This is a genomic window from Paenibacillus sp. FSL W8-0919 (assembly GCF_038003785.1).
In the GTDB taxonomy this organism is placed as follows: domain Bacteria; phylum Bacillota; class Bacilli; order Paenibacillales; family Paenibacillaceae; genus Paenibacillus_AQ; species Paenibacillus_AQ lactis.
This window is the reverse complement of sequence record NZ_JBBOPV010000001.1, coordinates 12871-33548: the sequence shown is the minus strand read 5'-3', so window position 1 is coordinate 33548 and position 20678 is coordinate 12871. Positions and strand designations below refer to the sequence as shown.

At 48.4% G+C, this 20678-nt stretch carries 19 protein-coding genes; 10 read left to right on the top strand and 9 right to left on the bottom strand.

The window, feature by feature from the left end; translation table 11 throughout:
* Positions 1-256: 256 nt before the first annotated feature.
* From NST44_RS00165 to NST44_RS00140, 6 genes are all read left to right on the top strand, one after another.
* Positions 257-925: a hypothetical protein gene (locus NST44_RS00165; protein WP_340897232.1), complete on the top strand. Its 669-nt coding sequence runs from the start codon at positions 257-259 to the stop codon at positions 923-925.
* Positions 926-1037: 112 nt separating this feature from the next.
* On the top strand, positions 1038-1721 hold the full coding sequence (locus NST44_RS00160; RefSeq protein ID WP_340897230.1) for a hypothetical protein: 684 nt from the start codon (positions 1038-1040) through the stop codon (positions 1719-1721).
* 811 nt (positions 1722-2532) lie between these two features.
* A complete protein-coding gene (locus tag NST44_RS00155) occupies positions 2533-2748 on the top strand; it encodes a ribbon-helix-helix domain-containing protein (RefSeq protein ID WP_340897229.1) in 216 nt (71 codons plus the stop codon).
* A 48-nt stretch (positions 2749-2796) separates the two neighbouring features.
* Entirely contained in the window at positions 2797-3165 is a 369-nt protein-coding gene (locus tag NST44_RS00150; RefSeq protein WP_340897227.1) for a hypothetical protein, read from the top strand.
* Between the two features lie 12 nt (positions 3166-3177).
* Entirely contained in the window at positions 3178-3360 is a 183-nt protein-coding gene (locus NST44_RS00145) for a hypothetical protein (RefSeq protein WP_340897225.1), read from the top strand.
* A 929-nt stretch (positions 3361-4289) separates the two neighbouring features.
* Positions 4290-4649 carry a hypothetical protein gene (locus NST44_RS00140; protein WP_340897223.1) on the top strand — a complete coding sequence of 120 codons (360 nt, stop codon included), beginning with the start codon at positions 4290-4292 and terminating at the stop codon, positions 4647-4649.
* A 177-nt stretch (positions 4650-4826) separates the two neighbouring features.
* On the opposite strand, the gene NST44_RS00135 is transcribed toward NST44_RS00140, so the two are convergent.
* From NST44_RS00135 to NST44_RS00125, 3 genes are all read right to left on the bottom strand, one after another.
* The gene (locus tag NST44_RS00135) at positions 4827-5489 is read right to left on the bottom strand and encodes a hypothetical protein (RefSeq protein WP_340897221.1); all 663 of its coding nucleotides are present in this window, start codon (positions 5487-5489) and stop codon (positions 4827-4829) included.
* 430 nt (positions 5490-5919) lie between these two features.
* Positions 5920-7536: a response regulator transcription factor gene (locus NST44_RS00130; protein ID WP_340897219.1), complete on the bottom strand. Its 1617-nt coding sequence runs from the start codon at positions 7534-7536 to the stop codon at positions 5920-5922.
* Positions 7520-9310, bottom strand: coding sequence for a sensor histidine kinase (locus NST44_RS00125; protein ID WP_340897217.1), 1791 nt, complete (start codon positions 9308-9310; stop codon positions 7520-7522). The genes NST44_RS00130 and NST44_RS00125 overlap by 17 nt, the downstream gene beginning before the upstream one ends.
* Before the next feature lie 208 nt (positions 9311-9518).
* Between NST44_RS00125 and NST44_RS00120 the strand changes: the two genes are divergently transcribed.
* The 4 genes from NST44_RS00120 (at position 9519) to uidA (ending at position 14489) form a co-directional block, all read left to right on the top strand.
* Positions 9519-10412, top strand: a complete 894-nt coding sequence (locus NST44_RS00120; RefSeq protein ID WP_340897215.1) for a carbohydrate ABC transporter permease — start codon at positions 9519-9521, stop codon at positions 10410-10412.
* 13 nt (positions 10413-10425) lie between these two features.
* Positions 10426-11256 carry a carbohydrate ABC transporter permease gene (locus NST44_RS00115; RefSeq protein ID WP_077569614.1) on the top strand — a complete coding sequence of 277 codons (831 nt, stop codon included), beginning with the start codon at positions 10426-10428 and terminating at the stop codon, positions 11254-11256.
* 78 nt (positions 11257-11334) lie between these two features.
* Positions 11335-12678 carry an ABC transporter substrate-binding protein gene (locus NST44_RS00110; protein WP_028404396.1) on the top strand — a complete coding sequence of 448 codons (1344 nt, stop codon included), beginning with the start codon at positions 11335-11337 and terminating at the stop codon, positions 12676-12678.
* Positions 12679-12689: 11 nt separating this feature from the next.
* Entirely contained in the window at positions 12690-14489 is a 1800-nt protein-coding gene (gene uidA, locus NST44_RS00105; RefSeq protein ID WP_028404395.1) for a beta-glucuronidase, read from the top strand.
* 189 nt (positions 14490-14678) lie between these two features.
* Here the strand turns inward: uidA and NST44_RS00100 are convergent, their stop codons facing one another.
* The 6 genes from NST44_RS00100 to ssuC form a co-directional block, all read right to left on the bottom strand.
* Positions 14679-15665, bottom strand: a complete 987-nt coding sequence (locus NST44_RS00100) for an ABC transporter substrate-binding protein (protein WP_028404394.1) — start codon at positions 15663-15665, stop codon at positions 14679-14681.
* A gap of 27 nt (positions 15666-15692) precedes the next feature.
* On the bottom strand, positions 15693-16835 hold the full coding sequence (locus NST44_RS00095; protein WP_340897199.1) for an LLM class flavin-dependent oxidoreductase: 1143 nt from the start codon (positions 16833-16835) through the stop codon (positions 15693-15695).
* A gap of 1 nt (position 16836) precedes the next feature.
* Positions 16837-17736 carry an aliphatic sulfonate ABC transporter substrate-binding protein gene (locus NST44_RS00090; RefSeq protein ID WP_213614895.1) on the bottom strand — a complete coding sequence of 300 codons (900 nt, stop codon included), beginning with the start codon at positions 17734-17736 and terminating at the stop codon, positions 16837-16839.
* Entirely contained in the window at positions 17733-18749 is a 1017-nt protein-coding gene (locus NST44_RS00085; RefSeq protein ID WP_213614893.1) for an ABC transporter substrate-binding protein, read from the bottom strand. The genes NST44_RS00090 and NST44_RS00085 overlap by 4 nt, the downstream gene beginning before the upstream one ends.
* A 228-nt stretch (positions 18750-18977) precedes the next feature.
* Complete coding sequence (locus NST44_RS00080; protein WP_213614892.1) at positions 18978-19775, bottom strand: ATP-binding cassette domain-containing protein; 798 nt, start codon at positions 19773-19775, stop codon at positions 18978-18980.
* 13 nt (positions 19776-19788) lie between these two features.
* Positions 19789-20571 carry an aliphatic sulfonate ABC transporter permease SsuC gene (gene ssuC, locus NST44_RS00075; protein ID WP_340897192.1) on the bottom strand — a complete coding sequence of 261 codons (783 nt, stop codon included), beginning with the start codon at positions 20569-20571 and terminating at the stop codon, positions 19789-19791.
* Between the last annotated feature and the right edge of the window lie 107 nt (positions 20572-20678).

Sequence of the window (20678 nt, the reverse complement as noted above, 5' to 3'; positions counted from 1 at the left end):
AATAATATATAACGTTACGTAACGCTACATATTTTTGGTCTATAATAAAAGTATACAGGATAAGGAAATATTCGTAGATTTACTAATATTAAATAGACCCAACTATTTACCAATATTATATTGCGTAACGTTACGTAATATGATATTATACGAATACAGCAACATTGAGGGAGTTGGTTTGAAGGGATATCAACCCATTTCCTCTTATATCCCATGTTGCCATATATCAAAATTCAGATTAGGAAGGATGATTAATATGGCATTTACAGTTGAAACGTGTCCTCCATGTAATGCCCAAGGTTGGGATGTCCACGATATTCGAAATAGTGCAATTCAAAAATGGCGTTATTGGGCAAATGTTTATGGTAGCTCATACAGTGTCAATCCTGGTCTTTTACTATCTGTCATTAGTATTGAAACAGGTGGGGTAGTAACCGCAGGTCCTTATTACGGGTTAACACAAATCGGTACTGACATGCTGAATACGTATAACAAGGCGAAGAATACCAAATACACGACTGCAGACCTTCGTGGTAACGGTAGTTTGGTTACTACAGAAAACGCAGCCGGGGCTTTGGGCATCAAGATCTTTGCGGAATTTATCGGTAGGCTCATCCGGACATTGGATGGAACCAGGGATAACTACACCAGCGAAGATCTGGTAAAGCAATCTACGACAAACTGGAATGGTAGTATTCCATCATGTGGTGGAGAAGTCCTTTATTTCACACCTTTTACTGCTGAGAATGGAGGTACAACAACTACCCGTGCAACTAGAACGTCACATACTTGTTATGGGCAAAGCGTATATAACCTAATGAACTATGCCAGTGGATGGTGCGGTACTTCCCCATGGTATAGCCGAGAGCTGCCAGCAGTTTCTTTCACGACAACATATAGAAAAGTAGTGGGCAAAAACACTTAAAAGTTACAATTTTGAAAAGCGGAGGAGACATTTATGTCCTTCTCTGCTTTTTTATGTATGATATACTATTAATTACTTGATCAATTAGGATTTAAACTAACAAGAATTGAAGGTGATTAAAATCAAAGTTTGGCGATACGTTACCATCATTGGATGTTTGGTCCTTTTATTATCTGCGTGTAACTCGCAAAGAGGAGCAAAGGCAGTAGATTTAGATTCATCTTATCAGGAGTGGAAGAAAGAGGTTACAAATGCACTTGATAATCGAGATTACGTATTTCCTGCCTACGATGAAAAGGCAGGGCCCCTTGAGTTTATATATGATCCATCATTACCAGATTTTTGGTTCGAATTGTATCGTTCCAACGATTATCGAATCTCCAAGGAACTAAGCGGCGTCCACACAGTGCATGATCGCTACTTTCACTACTCATTAATTGAAGAAGTACCAGATAAATCTGAGATTCTGTCTCCTTACAGTTCAGACACACAAATCGAAAGAGTACCTATCAATAATGAATTGGCTATTATTAACAATAATATATCTGAATATCAAAGTGGTAACATTATCGTTTATGAAATAAGTGAGGATCCGAAAAATACCTATAAACCCAAAAAAGTGGTAGAATATCTAGGAAAGCGTAGTATCAAATCGGGATTGGTTCTGCTTGTGAACATGGAAGGACGCATAAACGTAGAGGTTTATCTTCCTGTCAACGAGCAGGCAGCGCGACTGATTTTCACGGTAGAAGATCTAGGTGAATTAGAAACATTCATTGGTATGCCTGTTAAATAAACCGTAAGGGTTTTTAAAAAATCCGATAGCCTATTTAGCCAGAAAAGGAAAGGGCTCGCTTTATCGATAGTTTTCTACTAATGAAACAGCTCACTTAAAGCTAACAAAGTTAGGTAGCTATAAGCCTATACTGTTCATTATTTATAGTTTAAATATTGTAAGAAATATACAGGTTTGAATGGAAAGTTAAATCCATTAAACTCGAAATAAGGCCCCTCTGACGGTAAGTGAAGTTCCCACCCCTTAGAATAGGCATTGGAAAAACCACTTGGTTTATCCGGTGAAATTTTAGGGGGTATTTTTTATGCCAGCTAAGAAAGGTCAGAAGTTTAAATATTAAACTGAGTCTTTAAAAGTTGAAGCGATTCGTTTGCTTATTGAGGAAGGATGGAGTTACAAGAGATCACAGCTTATTTTAATATCCTAGATCAGGGCAGGGTTAAAATGGTTGAGAAAATATCGTCGTGAAGAAGGAAAGGCTATGTTTAAGGATATTCTCTGCTGATCCTAAGAAGCTTCCGACCTATTCTAAAATTAGGCTCTGTCTAACAAATCATTGTCTTGACCAGGGTGCTTGCCGTTTTTCCAACACTTCCATCTGTTTATTGAATGACTAGAACTGATTGGATAGGGTTAGGGGCAAGTTGGAAACGGACATTTCCAATGAGTTGTATCATTGAGCCGAAATCCATAAATGTACTTTCTATTGTTAGCCATGTTGATATTCATATTACGGTGCGCTATTATATAAATAACATAAAATATGTGTTATAATAACACAAGAGATATGTTATGAGTGGGAGGAGTAAGAGTGATTAATAAAGAAAAGCCCCCTAGACTGACGGTTTATCTTCCTGATCCTGCGAAAAGCGAACTGGAACAAATGGCAAATCGGACGGGCCTATCCCAGTCGCAATTGGTGGTTATGGCTACGCTAGGTCTGTTAGCTAGTTATAAGGCTAATGGTAATGGGATTTTTACAGAATTATTCAAAATCGATTCCAAGAAAGAAAAAGATATGTTGTAGTACGTAACGTTTCGCTATATAATAACAACAGCGATAAGGAGGGTCCGTATGAAATACATGATTAACCTTTTTGGCTATAATGTGGATTGCGAAATTAGGGTCAACAACGATGGCATAAGTATTGAAATACCGGAAGAAAATCAACTAGCCCTTAAACAATACTTAATTCGCGTACTTCCTAAGTACGGTAGAGAGGCCTCAACTGACTCGCCGTTGCAGTTGTTAGTAGAACTTGCAATTGATGCTGAGCGAACATTAGAAGGTCGTATGGTTGAGCCTAAGCTTAAGTTGCCATATGAATTCCAACCGGAGATCAAAGAAAAGCTGATTGAAGCGGCTGCTTTGCAGGACATGTCCGCGACGCAACTGTTAATTCGTATCATCGAGAAAAAGTACCAAGAAGTCATGGAACAATAGGAGGGGAAGGTATTGGCTTACGGTAACAAGGTAAAGTTCCATTATGATGTTCCGGCCTATATAAAAAAGCAGTTGGCTGAAGCTGCCAAGAAGCTTAACATGACAGCTACAGACCTGCTCTCGAAAACGATTGAAGAAGAACATGAACGTGTGATGCAAGAACAAAAAAGGAAGAGGTCCACTAAGCAAGATTGAGCTCATTCAGATAGCTTTCAATGAAAGCTATCTGTTCTTTTATAATGGATTGATAAGAGTAATCATTTCCGATATGGTCAAAAGAAAAAAAGTGGCAAATTGTATGCGTTTCCAATTGATTTTCTTCTACTAAACAAATGAGCATATTCGGAAAGTTCTCACTGATCTTGCAAAAGAAGTTAGAGGTAGGACTTGACTCCATTATATCTATGATATGTTGGTGAAGCTCCCTTGATAGTCTTGGTGGTTTCAACCAATCGGATTGATTAATAGAGAGTTTGCCCTGGAAAATTACCATATGTCATGCCCCCTTTTGTTTAATCTAAACTAGGATTGTTAATTATACGAAACGTATGTTCCTGTTCTGGAGATAAAGTTTCCTTTATTGTAAAATTTTACGAATCCCGTTGCTATAATGTTTCAAATTATCGAGTTACATTTTTGCAATAATATTACTTTTTTGTTTATAAAATGATTATATCATATAACGTATCGTTACGGAATATTTCATCGGCAATGCAATTTCCATTTAATAAAAAAGAAGTTTGTTTAATTATCAGAGGATTTTAATAGTGGATAATAAGCAATTGTAGGTAGATATTGGGCGAGGGTTTCTCTTTTGGTTTTGGAAAGATTAAATTCTGAGTGCTCATACCCGAAGTTGTAAGGAAGGCACTTTGATTTTACCACCCACTGTCATCTCATACCGCTGGTTCGTACAATTTCTAAGGGTATTGTCTCCAACCATCCCTGCTATTAGTATCATATAGGTAAGTGACCTGACCTACATTTTTACGTACACGAGGGCAAACAACGACATATGGACCGTTATAATAGGAGGCCAGGTGCTTCGTCGAACAGCTATCGAACAGAAAGCAATATCAAATAGAGAGCTTTTGGCCCTATAAATGAACGAGGGGGAGGGGGGAATGGAACTGAAACCGTTAAGTTTATCGAAGGAAATACGAGAAGGCAAATTAAGCGATCTTGAAATTATCAAGTGTTTAGATATTCCTCATCATCAGGTCTTAGTCAGCGCGATAAGCCAAATTGTCAGCAGAAGACTTGGTAACGAAGAAATGATCTCGAAACTAGCAGAATTAAGTAAGTTTAGAGACCCTAAAGTGAATAAGCTTTTTGGAGTTGATACATTGGGACATTACAGTATAGCAGCACTTCCAGCAATAAACACAGTTGAGTCGAATAAGAAGTATGAGGAATTAATGAATGATCTAGATGACTGGGACAAAGAAATTGTCCAAAGAATTGGCGAAGGCTTGGATAATTGATGCTGGAGCAATAGGCAGTTACAGGGATTAGAAATAGGTCATGATCCGATCACGGTCAACCTATTTCTTTTGTTCAATTACTAGGTTAATCCTTAAACCAGAAAAAAGGACACCAAGCCCCTAAGCAGACCTCGTGCCCTTAAATCAACGGATTCCTATTGCTCGTCGTGCTTCTTGTTATTTCACGAATGTATCCGGCAGCTTCAGGGAAACGACAGCATCACCAGTTTCCTGCAACCCCGAATCACTTAGAAATTGCTCGCGGAGCTCTTTTTTATTCTTACCCAATGCATACTTAACGCTAATATCAACGACATTGCCATGCGAACGAAATGCAGGGAATTGGTCCAACGAAAAAGCAACCGCATTCGCTTGATAAGTCTTCGAATCCTCAGCCCCGCAAGGAGATTTGGAATCATCCGGGCATAGGTTTACGGTAATGGGACGGTGCCGCGGATTGTGCTTGGCTGTTTCCCCATTGATGGAGCCGTCGGTGTACTGGATGCTGATTTCCCGATCGTTCCTCGTATTCTCGACCGCAGAAACGACATACAGCCGATCTGGAACGGCTTGATTATTCTGGTTGACGGCATCTCTCACCAAGAAAACGTATTGGTAGCGGATGCTGATATTGTCTTCGATCTCCGAGATTTCGGTCAAAGGCTCCGTGTTCACGGATTCGGCGGATTTGATCCCTTCCAACTCATAGATTGCGCTTAATATTGATTCGGGGTCCGTGTTCAGCGGGACAGTTTGTTTGACGGACGTGCTGCAGCCGGTAAAAAGGGCAGCGAAGGCCATGAAGATGGCTATGATATATCGGTTCTTTTTGCGAATCACGCCTTTCCCAATCCTCCCTTACAACGGCATGTACGATCATGGTTAATATATGAAGCTATCAAAACTAAGTTAATAGAATTCAGGGCATAATGCAAGCCAGGACGGTACGTAGGGAGGGGTGAAGGCGAAGACGGATCAAAGATCCTTAATGGCTGCGTGAAAAGTTACCTTTAACCGAAAGCCGAATCCAGAACTTGAAGATCCATCACCACTTTCTGCATTGACGGTCCGATGTATTGTTGAACATGAAAAAAAGGACACCAAGTCCTAAGCAGACCTCGTGCTCCCAGATAAATTGGTTATTGATGCTCGCAACATGACCCATGATAGTGGATCGGTTGAACTTCATAAGAAAAACAGGAGATCATCTCTCGCAAACAGAGGCAGGTCTCCTGTTTTTCTTCATGACAACTTTCAGTAAGCTGATGCCTTATATTGATCGCCGGTATTCGCTCGGCGACATCCCGGCGTAATTCCGGAATAGCTTAATAAAATAGCTCGTATGCTCATATCCGAGCTGCTCGGAAATTTCCGCAACGTTTAAATCGGACTGGTTCAACAACTCCTGGGCTCTTTCCATTTTCGTGCGGGTGACAAATTCGACGAAGGTTTCTCCGGTTTCCTGCTTGAAAATACGACTGAAATGAGACGGGTTCAGATTCAAGCGATGCGCCATTTCCTCCATGGCGATTTTCTCGCCCATATGGAGGCGGACGTATCGTTGCGCCTCGGCAATTTCCCGGCGTACGACGGTTTGTTCCCGAAGCGACTCGATTTCGACGGATTTTTTTTCGAGAAATTCTTGGAGCCATTCCAGCAAATGGTCCAGCGTTTCAATCGAGGCAATTTTCCGCTGGAGCCTTTCGGTATTGAAGTTCGTGACGAAGTTTTGCATGACGGTGTACTTGAGCTGGAGTTCCATGGTCATTTTGAGCACCCAGCATTTTACCGCCTCCACAGGATAGACCTTGCTTTCTATAAAACCTTTCCATTCTCTGACGGCAAGCGAAATCCGGGTCTTGTCCCCGGCAAGAATGCAATCTTTCAAATCCTGCAGGGCTTTGGAATAATGCAGGAAAATATCCTCTTTCGTCGTCTCCAGGGGCTGCATGTTGGCATAAACGCGCTCGCCCGAATAGAATCGAAACGTTGCGGCATCAAGCAATTTCTGGATCTCTTTTTTCAAATGAAGCAATTCGCGGCTCACTTCCCCGCGGATAAACGAAATGCCGATGCGCAGATGTTGAAACATCTGTTGTTGGACGCGAGACAGTTCGTCCTGAACGTCCTCATAGAGATTCCGTGTCAACGTATGCGGGAAGGGGAACAGAAACAGGTATTGGCGTTCGTTCAGGACAAACAAGAAGCTTCCGTTAAAACGAACTAATTCCTGCAAGGCGTTATGGATCACAAACTGCATGTTGACGGCTCCGCCGAACCGGACTTCCAATTCGGCGGCTCTCTCCGGCAGGGCCAGGACTGGCAGATAAGGGACGCCGTCACGGAGAAGGATACCGAAATTTTGAAATTCGTTCGCCCATTCGGCTTCGCTCCAGACCGGTTGTTCAAGAAACTTGCGGATCAATCCGGATCGAATGGCGGAAAGATGTTGTTGGATTTTCTTTTGGAGCTGGTTCCGGTCGTGTTCCAAGTCATTTTCCACGGTCAATTGGTTCGTCAATCGGCCCAGCACGGAAACGACCTGATCAATCCGAAGACTCTCCTTTAAAATATATTCGCTCACGTTAAGTTTTACGGCCGTCTGCGCGTAGTGAAAATCTTCGTGGCAGGACAAAATGACCGCCTTCAACCGCGGGTTGGCTGCGCGCGCTTTTTCGATTAATTCCAGTCCGTCCATGACGGGCATTCCGATATCCGTTACGAGAATGTCCGGACGATGAATTTGGCAAGCTTCCCAGGCTTCGCCGCCGTCGGAACAAACGGCAGCCAATTCCAGACCTAGTGTCGGCCAGGGAATGCCGGCACTCAAATAATCCAATACCGTATAATGATCGTCGGCGAGAAGAACTTTAAACACGTTGATCATCCTCCCCTGCATTCTCGATCGGCAGCAGCAGCTCCACAGTCGTGCGCCGCCCGTATTCGCTTTGAATGTTCATTTCAAACCGCTCCCCGTACAACAATTTCAATCGGCTGAAGACGTTGATCAGGCCGATACCGTCAGAAGAGATCCGTTCGCCCAAGTTCTTCTGCGCGATGAGATCCTGCTTTTGATAGCTAAGCCGCTTCTTTAATTCCTCAAGCGTATCCGGATTTATGCCCAAGCCGTTATCCTCGACCGTGATGTTTAATGAAGCGCCGGCGGTTTGCGCACGGATCCAAATCATCCCCCCATTCTTCGAAAAGCCGTGTTTATACGCGTTCTCGATAATCGGCTGCAAGATAAAGCGGGGGACGGTAACGGCAAACGGGTCCGCATGGATTTCCCAATGAATCTCGATCGGAAATCGCGTAGTAAACTTCATTAAGTCCGTATATTGTTTAGCTGTTTCCATTTCGGCATAAAACGTGACGAATTCATCCTGCCTAAGACTTGCTCGGAGCAACGAGGATAGCGACTCGACTGTGACAGCGTTTTCATCATCACCTCTCATCAACAATTTCAGTCGGATCGAATTTAGAACGTTAAAGAGGAAATGCGGATGAACTTGCGCCTGCAGCATCGCCATTTCGGCTTGACGCTTCAATTCCTGCTCCATCTTCACCTGCGTCAGGATTTGCTGGATGCGGTCGAGCATAAAGTCGAACGAACGGCCGAGCCGGCCGATTTCATCAGGTCCGCGAACGTTGGAACGCACGCTTAAATCCCCGGATTCCACTTTCTTGGCCGCCTCCCCGAGCGCCAGAACCGGCTTGGTGAAGCGCCTCAACAAATAGGTAAGGGCGAGCAAAAAGCCGATCGCGAACATGGCTTGCAGAAATAGCATCGTTTTATAAATCCCGTTCAATTTTCCCGTAAGCTGTTCGTAAGGAGCCACGCTTACAAGCTTCCATCCCGAAAAACGAAGCGGGAGCGAAAGAAGCAATTGATTTTCTCCGCCGATTTGAATAATCTCCGGCGAAGCTGAAATAGGATGCGGCAGCACGTTCTCGAACCGGTCTCCGATCCAATCGGCATGGCGATTCGATAGGATGCGATTGTTCTCGTCTACCAAATACACGTCCTCCTCCATATCGGCAAAGAGCTCACGAATGCTGTTTTCCGTGCGGCTGACCACGAGGTAGGCAAACGGCGCTTTATGAACGGTCTCGGTCAATGCCCGCGCGGTCATATAAACATATTTCTGTTCAGGGTACAGCGGTGGCAGGTAGTTTTCCAGTCCGCCTAAAAATAATGTCTCGTAAGGCGTCAAGCGTTCCGCCCTGGGAAACCAGTCCTGCCGGAAAAAGCGCTGTGGCTGAAAGTCGTAGAAGGAGTAATCGGAATATGCCCGGCCGTCCTCTGTCAGCAAGGTCAGGCGCAGGTCCTGCTTCTCGCCGGCGACCTGCTCCAATCGGGTCGTTAGCTGCCTCGCGGCAACCGGACTTTTTTTCGCCTCTTCCAATAGTGTTTTAATTTCCGGATCCAATTGGACGAAGTTCGATATGGACACCATTTCCTCCAGTATCGCTTCCACTTGAGATTGCACAATCATGAGCGATTGCTCCGCTTTTCCGAGCGTGTGCTCGCGAATGATGATTTTGGAGTATACGCCGGTGGTGTAAAGCATGCCGATGGCAGGCAGTACGAGGCAAGCAATGGATGTAAGAATCAGTTTTTTTCGCAGGGACACATGCTTGAAATTCAGTCGGATGCGCATTCGTTGTCGATCACCTCGGCCACAATGAATCGATTGCTTTTGCGTGATAAGTAAATATTAAAGCATTCTGTGGACGGTTTCATTCAACATTTTTTTCTATGCGGGAAAAAATATCGCAAAAATCTTTTCCGATTAGAAAAAATCGTTTCATGTGCACCGGATACACCGATGTCTATAATGAGAAAAAATAGAGAATGTAAAAGAGGTGATGAGGGTGATCCGAAGACGAGCGTTTTATGAGAACGTTACCGGATATTTATTTATTTTACCGATGCTGGTCTTGACGATGACCTTGGTCGTCATCCCGATTGTGCTGTCGGGGGTAATCAGTTTTACGGACTGGAATTTCATTGCGGGCATTGGGGGGCTGAACATCGTCGGGTGGGACAACTACACGGAGTTGTTTCGGGATGAAGCGTTTCACCGTTCCTTGCGAAATAACATCGTGTTGATCGCGGTCGTTCCGGTGTCCATGTTCATTGCGATGGTGCTCGCGGCACTGATTAACAAGGGGACGTACTTCAAGAGCTTTTTCAAAGTCATCTATTTTATGCCGTTTATTTCTAGTATTGTTGCAATCGCTTTGCTTTGGAGGGTGCTGTTCCATCCGAACAGCGGACCGATTAACGGCTTTTTACGGTCGATCGGTATCGATCACCCACCGATGTGGCTGGCGGATCCGAACTACGCGCTGATGGCCGTCATGATCATCATGATCTGGACTTCGCTAGGGTTTAACATGATCATTTATTTGGCCGGACTGCAAGGCATTCCGAAGGATCTTTATGAGGCGGCCGAAGTGGACGGAGCTTCGCCGATACGCCAGTTTTTCAAAATTACGCTGCCTATGCTGTCGCCGACAACCTTTTTCCTGTTGATTACAGGGGTTGTAGGATCTTTCAAGGTTTTTGATCTGATTATGGTGCTAACGAACGGAGGGCCGGCTGGTTCGACATCCGTTATTGTTTTCTATCTGTATGAAGAGGCTTTCGTGAATCTGGAATCCGGGTATGCATCCGCCATGGGGATTGTTCTGTTGATTCTGATACTGTTCATCACCTTGATCCAATGGGTAGGACAGAAGAAGTGGGTAAATTACTAGGAGGCCGTTAAACATGAAATCCATTCGACTGAACCGGGTCATCATTACGGCCCTGATGGGCATCGCAGGGATCTTCTTTATCCTGCCGTTTCTGTGGATGTTGTCGGCATCGTTCAAGCCAGAGCTTGAGGTGATGACTTATCCGATTCAATGGATCCCGAGTACGTGGAAAGTCATTGAAAATTACAGCCAGGTATGGCTGGGGAGCATCCCGTTCGGGCTTTATTATCTGAACAGCATCAAGGTGACTTTACTGACGACTGCATTATCCTTGGTCATCTCCGCCATGGCGGCTTACGGCTTTTCCAAGGTTCATTTCAAAGGACGGGATGCGGTCTTTATACTGGTATTGGCTACGTACATGATTCCGCATCAAGCCATCCTTGTTCCGCAATTCATTATGTTTCGCTGGCTCGGATTGTTTGACAATCACATGAGCCTCGTGTTGCTGGGCGCTTCGGGGGTGTTGGGCACGTTTTTGCTGCGCCAGTTTTTCATGGGGGTTCATAACGAGATTATCGAATCCGCAAGAATCGACGGCGCGAACCACTGGAGAATTTTTTTCCGGATCGGGCTGCCGCTGGTCAAACCCGCGCTTTCGACCTACATGATTCTCCGTTTCATTTGGACCTGGAACGACTACCAGAACCCGCTGATCTTCCTGCGCACAGATTCACTGTTCACGCTGCAGCTCGGCATTCGTAAATTTGCCGATTTTAACGGCGAATTTTATTCGCTCATGATGGCGGGAGCCGTATCCGCAATCCTGCCGCTGCTGATTATTTTCATTATAGGTCAAAAACAAGTCATAGAAGGGGTGGCATCAGGAAGCGTCAAAGGATAAACGATCTAACAGTAGTTCAAACCGTCATCGTCTGGTTTTTTTGGAACGCTTATTATCATATACCAAGGGGGAATTCACATGTTCAAAAGAAATTGGAAGCGCTTTTTCGCTGCTGCGGCCATCCTTTCGCTCATCGTATCAGGATGTGCTTCAGGTTCGGGAGAAAGCCAGGGGGCCGGTTCGAACGGCAGCGCAGCGGACGGTACAGTGACCATCAAACTGCATACCTGGTATCCGAAGAAGACCGACAACTGGGATGTTGCCATCGCGGAATTCGAAAAAAAACATCCCAATATCAAAGTGGAATTCGTATCCGCGGAAGACAACAATTCCAACGAATATTACAAGAAGCTCGATCTCGCCGCGGCCTCCGGCGAAGCGCTGGACGTCGTAATGTTCAGCAACATGAATTACCTCAGCCAGCGTATGGAACTCGGCATGCTGGAACCGATCGACGGCTATCTGGAGCAAGAAGGTGCAGTCCTTGCTGACGAGTATACGGTAGATACCAGGATTGGGGGGAAAACGTACGGGTTGCCGGGCAAATCGGTTCTCCCCTTGGTGTTCATCAATGAAAACCATCTCAAAGAGGCGGGGCTTGAACTTCCGAAGGATTGGACGTGGGACGAATATATGCAGTATGCCAAGGCGATGACAAAAACCGACGCCGGCAAGACAAGATACGGAACTTATTTCCATAGTTGGTCCACGCAAGCATACTTTGTTCAGAGCATGAATCAAGCTGTCGGAGCGAACTTGACCACGGACGACGGAGCGGCAGCCAACGCGGATACGCCGAGCGTTCGCAAGTCGTTGGAGCTGCGGCTGCAAGGGGAGGAGGAGGGCTTCGTGACGCCGTATTCGGAAGTCATCAGCCAAAAATTGAACTATCGCCCCCAATATTTCAATCAGGAAACGAGCATGATTTCAATGGGATCATTCCTGGTTCCGGAAACCGGAGGAACGGATCAAGTGCCGGCGACATTCAAAACGGTTTTCGCTCCCCTTCCGAAGGTGAATAAGGAAGATCCAATTTCGGGCAATGTCAGCGGTGATGTGCTGGGGATCTATAGCAAATCGAAGCATAAAGAAGAAGCGTACACGTTTATCCGTTGGTATACGACAGAGGGAATCGCCCTTCAAGGGAAGTACTTTCCTTCCTGGAAAAAGGTGAACATGGACGAAGTCGTCGATAACATCATCGCCGGCACGAAAACCCCGGAAATGATCGACAAGGAATCTTTGCTCTACGTGCTTGAACATACAAAACAAACGACGGCGGCGGTCGCGGTGCCGTTCCATGCGGAGCTGGAGAAAGTGTTCGTCGAAGAATTCGACGCGATGATGCTGTCGGGCCAGGATCTTGATACAACCGTAAAAAACGCACAGCAACGCATTCAAAAAATCATCGATTCCAAGTAGGAGGGAAGCTCATGCTTTATCCCATTATGACCGCATCCCGGACGGTCTTCGATTTAAACGGAATATGGAATTTTAAACTTGATTCCGGCAACGGATTCGCCGAGAAATGGCAGGAACGTCCGCTTTCGGATACGATCCCGATGGCGGTACCTTCCTCATACAATGATGTGGGCGTGAGCGCCGAAATTCGAGATCATGTCGGCTGGGTGTGGTATGAGCGGGAATTCATCGTTCCAAGCATGCTTTCCACAGAGCGAATCGTTCTCCGATTCGGATCGGCCACGCATGAGGCGAAGGTGTACGTCAACGGCCGCTTGGCGGCCGGGCACGCGGGCGGGTTTACGCCGTTCGAGACCGAAATCAACGAATGGTTAACCGAAGGGAAAAACCGGCTTACCGTTGCGGTCTGTAACGTGCTTGATGAATCAACGCTGCCCGTCGGCAACTATTCAGAGCAGGAGGTTGAAGGACTCGGCAAAATCGTTCGCAATCGTCCGAATTTTGATTTCTTTAATTATGCGGGACTTCACCGGCCGGTCAAAATCTATACGACGCCTTGGGTCTACATTCGGGATGTCGAGATCGTATCCGGCGTGCAGTCTGATGGATCCGCCTTGGTGAATTATTCGGTGGCTGCAAGCGGCACGGTGGAGACAAAGGTCAGAATCCTGGATGAGGACGGCGTCGTTGTCGCGAGTGGAGAGGGGGCGGAAGGCGAATTAATGATCACGGGAGCGAAGCTCTGGGAGCCGCTGAACGCTTACTTGTACAGGCTGAAAATCGAGCTGCTGCAACATGGTGAGAAGATCGACGAATACGAGCAGCCCTTCGGGATTCGAACGGTGGAAGTGAAAGAAGGAAAGTTCCTCATCAACGGTAAAGCGTTCTACTTTAAAGGATTCGGCAAGCACGAGGATTCCCCGATTCACGGCAGGGGATTCAACGAGGCAGCCAACGTGATGGATTTTCGCTTGATGAAATGGATCGGCGCCAATTCGTTCCGGACGTCCCATTATCCGTACTCGGAAGAGCTCATGCGGCTAGCCGACCGGGAAGGCTTTGTCGTGATCGACGAGGTGGCAGCTGTCGGCTTGCATTTGAATTTCATGGCGATTCATGCAAAGGGCCCGAAACGGAATACGTGGAAGGAAATCAAAACCGGCGAGGCGCATCGGGAGGCCATTCGTGAATTGATTGCGAGGGACAAAAACCACGCCTGTGTCGTGATGTGGTCAATCGCCAACGAGCCGGCAACGGCGGAGGACGGGGCGTATGAGTACTTTGAACCGCTGTTCCGGCTGGCGAAGGAATGCGATCCGCAGCAGCGTCCCGTCACGGTAGTGACCTTGCAGGAAGGCAGCCCCGAAGATTGCAAGGTATCGGATCTGGCGGATGTCCTGTGCTTAAACCGCTACTACGGTTGGTATGTGGAAGGCGGGGAGTGGGAGTTGGCTCAGGCCAAGCTCCGCCGCGAACTCGAAGGCTGGAACAAACGTTGCCCGGACAAACCGATCATCATGACGGAATACGGCGCGGATACGATCGCCGGGTTTCACGATGTCGATCCCGTCATGTTCACCGAGGAGTTTCAGGTCAAATTTTTGCAGGCGAATCACGAAGTCTTTGACGAATGCAGAAATTTCGCCGGGGAACACGTATGGAATTTCGCCGACTTCCATACAAGTCAAAATATCATTCGGGTTCAAGGAAACAAAAAAGGCGTATTTACCCGCGACCGCAAACCAAAAGCCGCTGCACACGAGCTGAGAAAGCGGTGGCATTCGATTCCCGATTTTGAGTACAAGCCGTAAATTTTCCTGTCCCGCAATGATAAGGAAGGGGCTTTAAACGGGAAGGCAAGGAGCTTAGTCTCCTTGCCTTTTTCAATATTAAACGTGACCAGGGTCATGACTGCCCTACCGCCAAATGAAGTTCCTCTTGTTTTAGTTTACCGAGCAATGCTCGACGCTCACCGCTCCTCTAACCTTCCTCAAGAGGCTTCACTTCAATGTCCTCACATCCACCGTATTGGACAGGACATCCACTTCATTCGGAATAATCCCTTTCTCAAACATATAATCGGCGACCGCTTGCCAACGTTGGCGGACGGTGTCATCAATCGGGTCAAACGGGTATAAAGAGCCTTCCAGCTGCTGACGAGCCACAGGCTCGGAGACGCCTTGGATGTCCTGAATTAATTGGACAGTGTGATCGGCGTCGCCGGATAGAAGCGCGGACTCTTCATTCAAGCCTTCGAACACTTCATGGACGAGCTCAGGATGCTCCTTCAGGAAGCCGTTTCGCACAATATACACCGTATCGTTCTCGGATTCGATGTCGCCTGCGGAAATGACCAGCTCTGCACCGAAATCGACGAGCGCCACGGCCGTAAAAGACCCCCATGTCGCCCAAGCGTCAACTTGCCCGCTTTCAAAGGCAGGCCCCGCTTCCGTTGGCGGAAGATAGACGATCTCGACTTCGCTCGCATCGAGTCCGCCTTTCTCCAGCGCTTTATATAGTAAGTATTCGCCCGTGCCGCCGCGGTTGACGGCGATTCTTTTGCCCCGAAGGTCGGAAGGGCCCTTAATGCCGGCTTCCGGCTTGGCCACAATGCCTTGATTATTTTGATCGCCAGGCTGCTTCGTAAAAATCGTAAATTCCGAGGAGCCCCCGACAAGGGCGCTGATGGCTGCCGTAATCGAGCCGATCGTGATGTCGATCGAACCGGCGTTTAACGCCTCGATCGCCGGCGACATGGCGGCGAAACCGCCGGTTTTTTCAATGCTCGCTCCGGCTGCTTCCAGCCTTTTATACAGGGGCCCGCCTTCCTCGGATAAACTTAATGGCTGGGCACTGCGCAGGATGCCAAGACGAACGGGGACAGCCTCATCCTTGGCATTGGCTTGTTTCGCTTGGCCGGCTTTACCGCAAGCCGATAACGTAACTAACAGAATTACTAATAGTAGATGTAAGCTTATTTTTCGCATAGGACACTTCCCTTTTTGCCGGATCGTTTAATGGATGTTATGAGCCCACGTGAAGACCTTCTCCTGTTCTTCTAGCTTCGGCGTCGTTACGGCCTGACGGTTCACGCGCAGATGGGGCAGGATGTATTCTCCTACACGGTAAGCTTCTTCAAGCAGCGGAACACCGGAGAAAATAAACGTTGAAATGCCCGCATCCTGATACTCTTTTATGCGCGCCAGCACGGTTGCCGGACTGCCAACGATCGTGGTGCCCGGACCTGGTCGTACCAGACTCATCCCGGCCCATAAATCCGGATAAATTTCGAGCTCCCGCGCGTCTTTCGGAATTTGGCCGTTGTGATTGCGCAGCATGCGCTGCTGCCCCACCGAATCGCTGTTTCGAAGAATGGATTGCATATGCTCCACGGTCTGCGGATCCATCGTCTTGAGCAGCCGGTCCGCTTCTTGCCAAGCTTCCTCATCCGTATCGCGCACGATCAGATACAGCCGGATGCCATACCGCATCGTACGGCCTTGCTCTGCCGCTAAAGCCTGAAGATCTTGGATCTTCTCGGCGACCTGCGGAGGCGTTTCGCCCCAGCTCAGGTATGTGTCGATGTGCTTGGCTGCCGTGAGGTGAGCCGCTTGCGACGAACCGCCGAACCACAGGGGCGGTGTTGGCTTCTGCGTGGAGGTGAGCTGCAAGGCTTTGCCTTCGGCGGTAATGTACTTGCCATGGAAGTCCAGGCTTTCCCCGGCCACGGCTTGCTTCCATACCTGAATCCATTCATCCGTGTAGGCATAACGCTCATCATGCCCAAGCGTCGATCCATAGGCGCGCATTTGCGCCGTGTTCCCGTTCACGATGTTTAATAGGACGCGTCCTCCGGAGAAATCATCGAAGGTTTGCGTCATTTTCGCGGCGAGCACGGGGGAGATCAGAGGCGGATGGACAGCGATGAGAAAACGCATATTGTTCGTGCTGGAGATGAGGGAGGAGCCCAGCACCCACGTATCATGCGGGCCCGTTGCCAGCAAGGCGCCGGTAAATCCCAATTGGTCGACAGCCGAGGCAATCTGCCTCAGGTAAGGCAAATCGATTTTGCGCGCGCCCTCCGTTGACCAAGGACTGCGGCCATCCGGCGCGGTTAAATACCAATACACTTCAACGCTCTCTTGGTGTGCAGCCATGCTATTCTCCTCCAATTTCTACGGGTACGGGCAGAACGGCATCCGAAACGACAATGCTCTTAGGCAAAATATGCTGCCTTGCTAACAGATCGGCAACCCGCTGTTGTTCGGTTATGAATTCCTCGCTAATCGGCTGCAGCCCCCAAGGTCTCCGCCGAAGCGCGGCTTCCCATGAATCCGCGGATGGCCAATCGGGCAGGTCCCGGGCAAACAGCTCCGCCGCTTCGCGCGTGTTGTCTTGAATCCATTGATCTGCTTGCTGCAGCGCTTCAACGACGGCCTTAAGCAGCTGCGGCTGATTCGTCGCAAAATCCCGGCTGGCAAACCATACGGAACGGTGGGAGATATGGGACTCAAGCGGCACCAGCGTGCGAACGAGACCTTTGTTATGCAGCTCCGTCAGCTGCGGATCGTTGCCGACCCAAGCCTCCACTTCGCCGGCCAGCAGTGCTTTCGCCCCCGCATTGCCTACATCCGCACGAGCGACATCATCATATAGAAGGCCTGCCTTATCGAGCGCGGTTGCCAGAAAACTCGTATGCCAGGAACCTTCGGACAGCGCAATGCGCAAGCCTTTCAAATCCGCAACGGATTGCACCGGCGATTCCTTGCGCACGACTAAGGCACCGCTGGCTGTACGAGGATTCGATACCGCAACGTAGACGATATCGATACCCGACGCCTGCGCGGTTAACGGCGGGGTAGACCCTGTTCCGCCGAAGTCGATTTCGCCGGATGCGATCCGCAGCGGCGTCCTCGCTCCGTCGGTGTAATCAACCCAGGCAACGGTTGCGTTAAGGTCTTTAAGAATCTCTTCCAAAAAGCCCAAGCGGCGCAATACGAATAACGAATGATTATTAGGATGAACGCCGATGGTTACGTCTGCTTTCGTTTGAGTCATGTGAGGGACACTCCTTTGGCAATGTTTTGTTCAGCCGCGGCTAACGGTTCTGGAAGAATCCAGTCCCATACGTTTACGGGATTCGGGAGGAAACCATGCTCGAACAGGAATCTGCTCTGGGCTTCAAGCGCTTTTAAATAGTCTTCACGCAGTGACGGTCGAAGGGAAATATTGCGATAAGCGGAGGCAACATATTCGGAGGAAGCGCCGGTTTCCTTCGTAACGACCCGAATGAAATCCTCGGGATGATCTTTGGACCAATCGGCGGCGCGAAGCAGAGAAGTGAGAATCTGCTCCACGACATGCTCCTGCTCCGTTAAGGCCGTATCGACCGTCACGGTTCGGGGCACGCCATTGTTGACTCGCACCAGCGGATCCGGATGGAACCCGAGCTCGATCACTTCCTTCAGCCCGACCGTACGGGCGACCTCCAGCCCGGTAGCTCCTTTGACAAAAACAGCATCGATCTCACGCCGCTGCAGCGCCTCGATTTCGGTATTCCAGGAATCCCTTCTTCCTTCGCGAGCCGCTTCAAGATGGGTGATGTTGACGTCATCCAGCGTAAGATTCGCCAGCGAGAGCGCATTATGAAACCCGCGAAGCGCTTGGGCCGCTCGAAAATCGATCTCCAAATACCGATGACGAGGAATTCCGATTCGTCTCCCACGCAAATCGCCAGGCTCCTGAAGATCCGAGTCGGGAAGGGTAAGAATGGCTTGATATTCATCGACCCAGCTTAGCCCGATCAGCCGCGTATCACTCCCGGTTGAGCTTGCCCATAAAGCCGGAATGTTGCCGCCTTCCCGGACCAGGAATGGCAAGGTGTGATTAAAATGCGCATCAGGCAAAGCTTGACGGGTGTCTCGCGTCAGCTCCGCTGCCGTACATCCGGACTTTTCAAGCTCCTGATCAAGCAGCCCGAGGTCAAGGGCCAAACTGGCTGCTGTCGGAACCGGGCAGCGGGTAATCCTTATTTCTTTTACGATTTCTTGCGGACTATCGATGTTGGGCATGGTTTCTACAGCTCCTTTCTTTTTCTAGATCAGAAAGTATAAACATCGGAGAATCTGCTGCCTGGTATCGCAAGAAAAACTACCGCTAAACGCGGTCTGTCTTCTTTGAAAGTACGTCGATAGACGTTTTTCTTACGGTTTCACATCCGGTCAAACGCTCGCTTGTGATCCACCTCCTTCAAGAAATGGTTATGGAATTCCCCTCCCGAGCGGGATGGCGTTAGACACCTATGAACCTTTCTTTAAGGGATAGGGGAGGTTTTCTGCTTCATGCCGGCTTGCCACTTCGGTTATGCCCAAGACCCGTTTCAGGATGTGATCGATGAATGCGGCCACTTCGGCATTTCCCCGTTGACGGGGGCGCGGGAAAGGGACGGCTCGATCCATCGCAATCCGGCCCTCCTCAATGAGCACCACGCGATCGGCCAAGACGACAGCCTCTTCGACATCGTGCGTAATCAGGACGGTCGTAAATGGCTGCTGCTGCCACAGCGATTCGATTAATTGCTGCATTTCAATGCGGGTCAATGCATCCAGCGCGCCTAAAGGCTCATCGAGCAGCAATAGTTTGGGTTGGCTGGCGAGCGCTCTGGCTAAGGCGACGCGCTGCTTCTGACCGCCGGAGAGCACGGACGGCCAATCATTGGCCCGGGCTCCGAGCCCAACCTGTTCTAAAGCGGCTTCCGCTTTATGACGGTCTTCTTTTCGAAGTCCGATCGCTACATTATCGATGACCTTATTCCAGGGCAGCAGCCTGGCATCTTGAAACATCATCCGGGTCTCGGCATGCACATGGTGGACCGGATGGTCATTGATCCATATGCCTCCCGACGTGGCGGGCTCCAATCCGGCGATCACGCGCAATAGCGTACTTTTCCCGCAGCCGCTTCGCCCGATGATCGCTATGAACTCTCCCGGCTTCACGTCCAGCTCAATGCCTCGAAGTACAGGCTGTTCGCCAAAGCTTTTCTGTAATTGGGTTATACGAAGATGCACACCGTGGGTAGAGGATTTCAGGGTCGACACATCCTTTCAGAGCTTAGTTGTGATAATTCGGGTTCCAGCGTAAGAACCGCCTCTCTAAGAGCTTGGCGATAGAATCGGCCAGCTTTCCAAATAAGGCATACAGCACAATGGTCAGCAGAATGATATCGGTTTGCATGTATTCTCTTGCATTCATGGCCAGAAAGCCGATGCCCGAATTCGTAGCAATCGTCTCGGATACGATCAGGGTGAGCCACATGATGCCTAATGCGTAGCGGAGTCCGACCAGAATGGAAGGCAGGGCGCCAGGCAGAACGACTCTCCAGAAGAGCGAAGCGGTGCGCAGCCCGTATACGCTGCCCATTTCGATCAATCCGTTATCCACGGATCGGATGCCGTGCAGGGTATTGATGTACACCGGGAATAACACGCCGATCGCGACCAAGAATATTTTCGATTCCTCGCCAATGCCAAACCATAGAACGACTAGTGGAATCATCGCCAGATGAGGAATATTGCGTACCATTTGAATCGTGGTATCCAACAATTTTTCAGCGATGGACGATAAGCCGTTGATAAAGCCCAGCACAAGACCGATTCCCCCGCCGATTAAGAAACCTATGAACGCTCTTTGAAAGCTGATGGAGATATGTTCGATTAACTTTCCTGATAACAGCAAATCTCTGAAAGAAAATAAAACGTCTTGGGGCAGGGGGAGGATTTTCCTCGATATCACGTCAAGATTGGATAATATGGCCCACACAACGATTAGTAAGATGGGGAGAACCCAAGGCAAACATTTTCCGATGAACGGATTGGACAGGAACCTTCTCGTCACTTCAACTCACCTGGCCTTTAAAAATAGGATCAAAAATAAAAGGCCACAACGCCAGCACAATATCTGCTGAGGCTGTGACCTCCATTTGAATGGTCGGTATCATTTGA

Excerpts from the sequence above, each read along its gene's own strand:
- NST44_RS00165 (WP_340897232.1), top strand. The coding sequence starts at position 257 with ATGGCATTTACAGTTGAAACGTGTCCTCCATGTAATGCCCAAGGTTGG.
- NST44_RS00150 (WP_340897227.1), top strand. The coding sequence starts at position 2,797 with ATGAAATACATGATTAACCTTTTTGGCTATAATGTGGATTGCGAAATT.
- NST44_RS00140 (WP_340897223.1), top strand. The coding sequence starts at position 4,290 with ATGGAACTGAAACCGTTAAGTTTATCGAAGGAAATACGAGAAGGCAAA.
- NST44_RS00130 (WP_340897219.1), bottom strand. The coding sequence starts at position 7,536 with ATGATCAACGTGTTTAAAGTTCTTCTCGCCGACGATCATTATACGGTA.
- NST44_RS00125 (WP_340897217.1), bottom strand. The coding sequence starts at position 9,310 with ATGCGCATCCGACTGAATTTCAAGCATGTGTCCCTGCGAAAAAAACTG.
- NST44_RS00120 (WP_340897215.1), top strand. The coding sequence starts at position 9,519 with ATGAGGGTGATCCGAAGACGAGCGTTTTATGAGAACGTTACCGGATAT.
- NST44_RS00115 (WP_077569614.1), top strand. The coding sequence starts at position 10,426 with ATGAAATCCATTCGACTGAACCGGGTCATCATTACGGCCCTGATGGGC.
- NST44_RS00110 (WP_028404396.1), top strand. The coding sequence starts at position 11,335 with ATGTTCAAAAGAAATTGGAAGCGCTTTTTCGCTGCTGCGGCCATCCTT.
- uidA (WP_028404395.1), top strand. The coding sequence starts at position 12,690 with ATGCTTTATCCCATTATGACCGCATCCCGGACGGTCTTCGATTTAAAC.
- NST44_RS00100 (WP_028404394.1), bottom strand. The coding sequence starts at position 15,665 with ATGCGAAAAATAAGCTTACATCTACTATTAGTAATTCTGTTAGTTACG.
- NST44_RS00095 (WP_340897199.1), bottom strand. The coding sequence starts at position 16,835 with ATGGCTGCACACCAAGAGAGCGTTGAAGTGTATTGGTATTTAACCGCG.
- NST44_RS00090 (WP_213614895.1), bottom strand. The coding sequence starts at position 17,736 with ATGACTCAAACGAAAGCAGACGTAACCATCGGCGTTCATCCTAATAAT.
- NST44_RS00085 (WP_213614893.1), bottom strand. The coding sequence starts at position 18,749 with ATGCCCAACATCGATAGTCCGCAAGAAATCGTAAAAGAAATAAGGATT.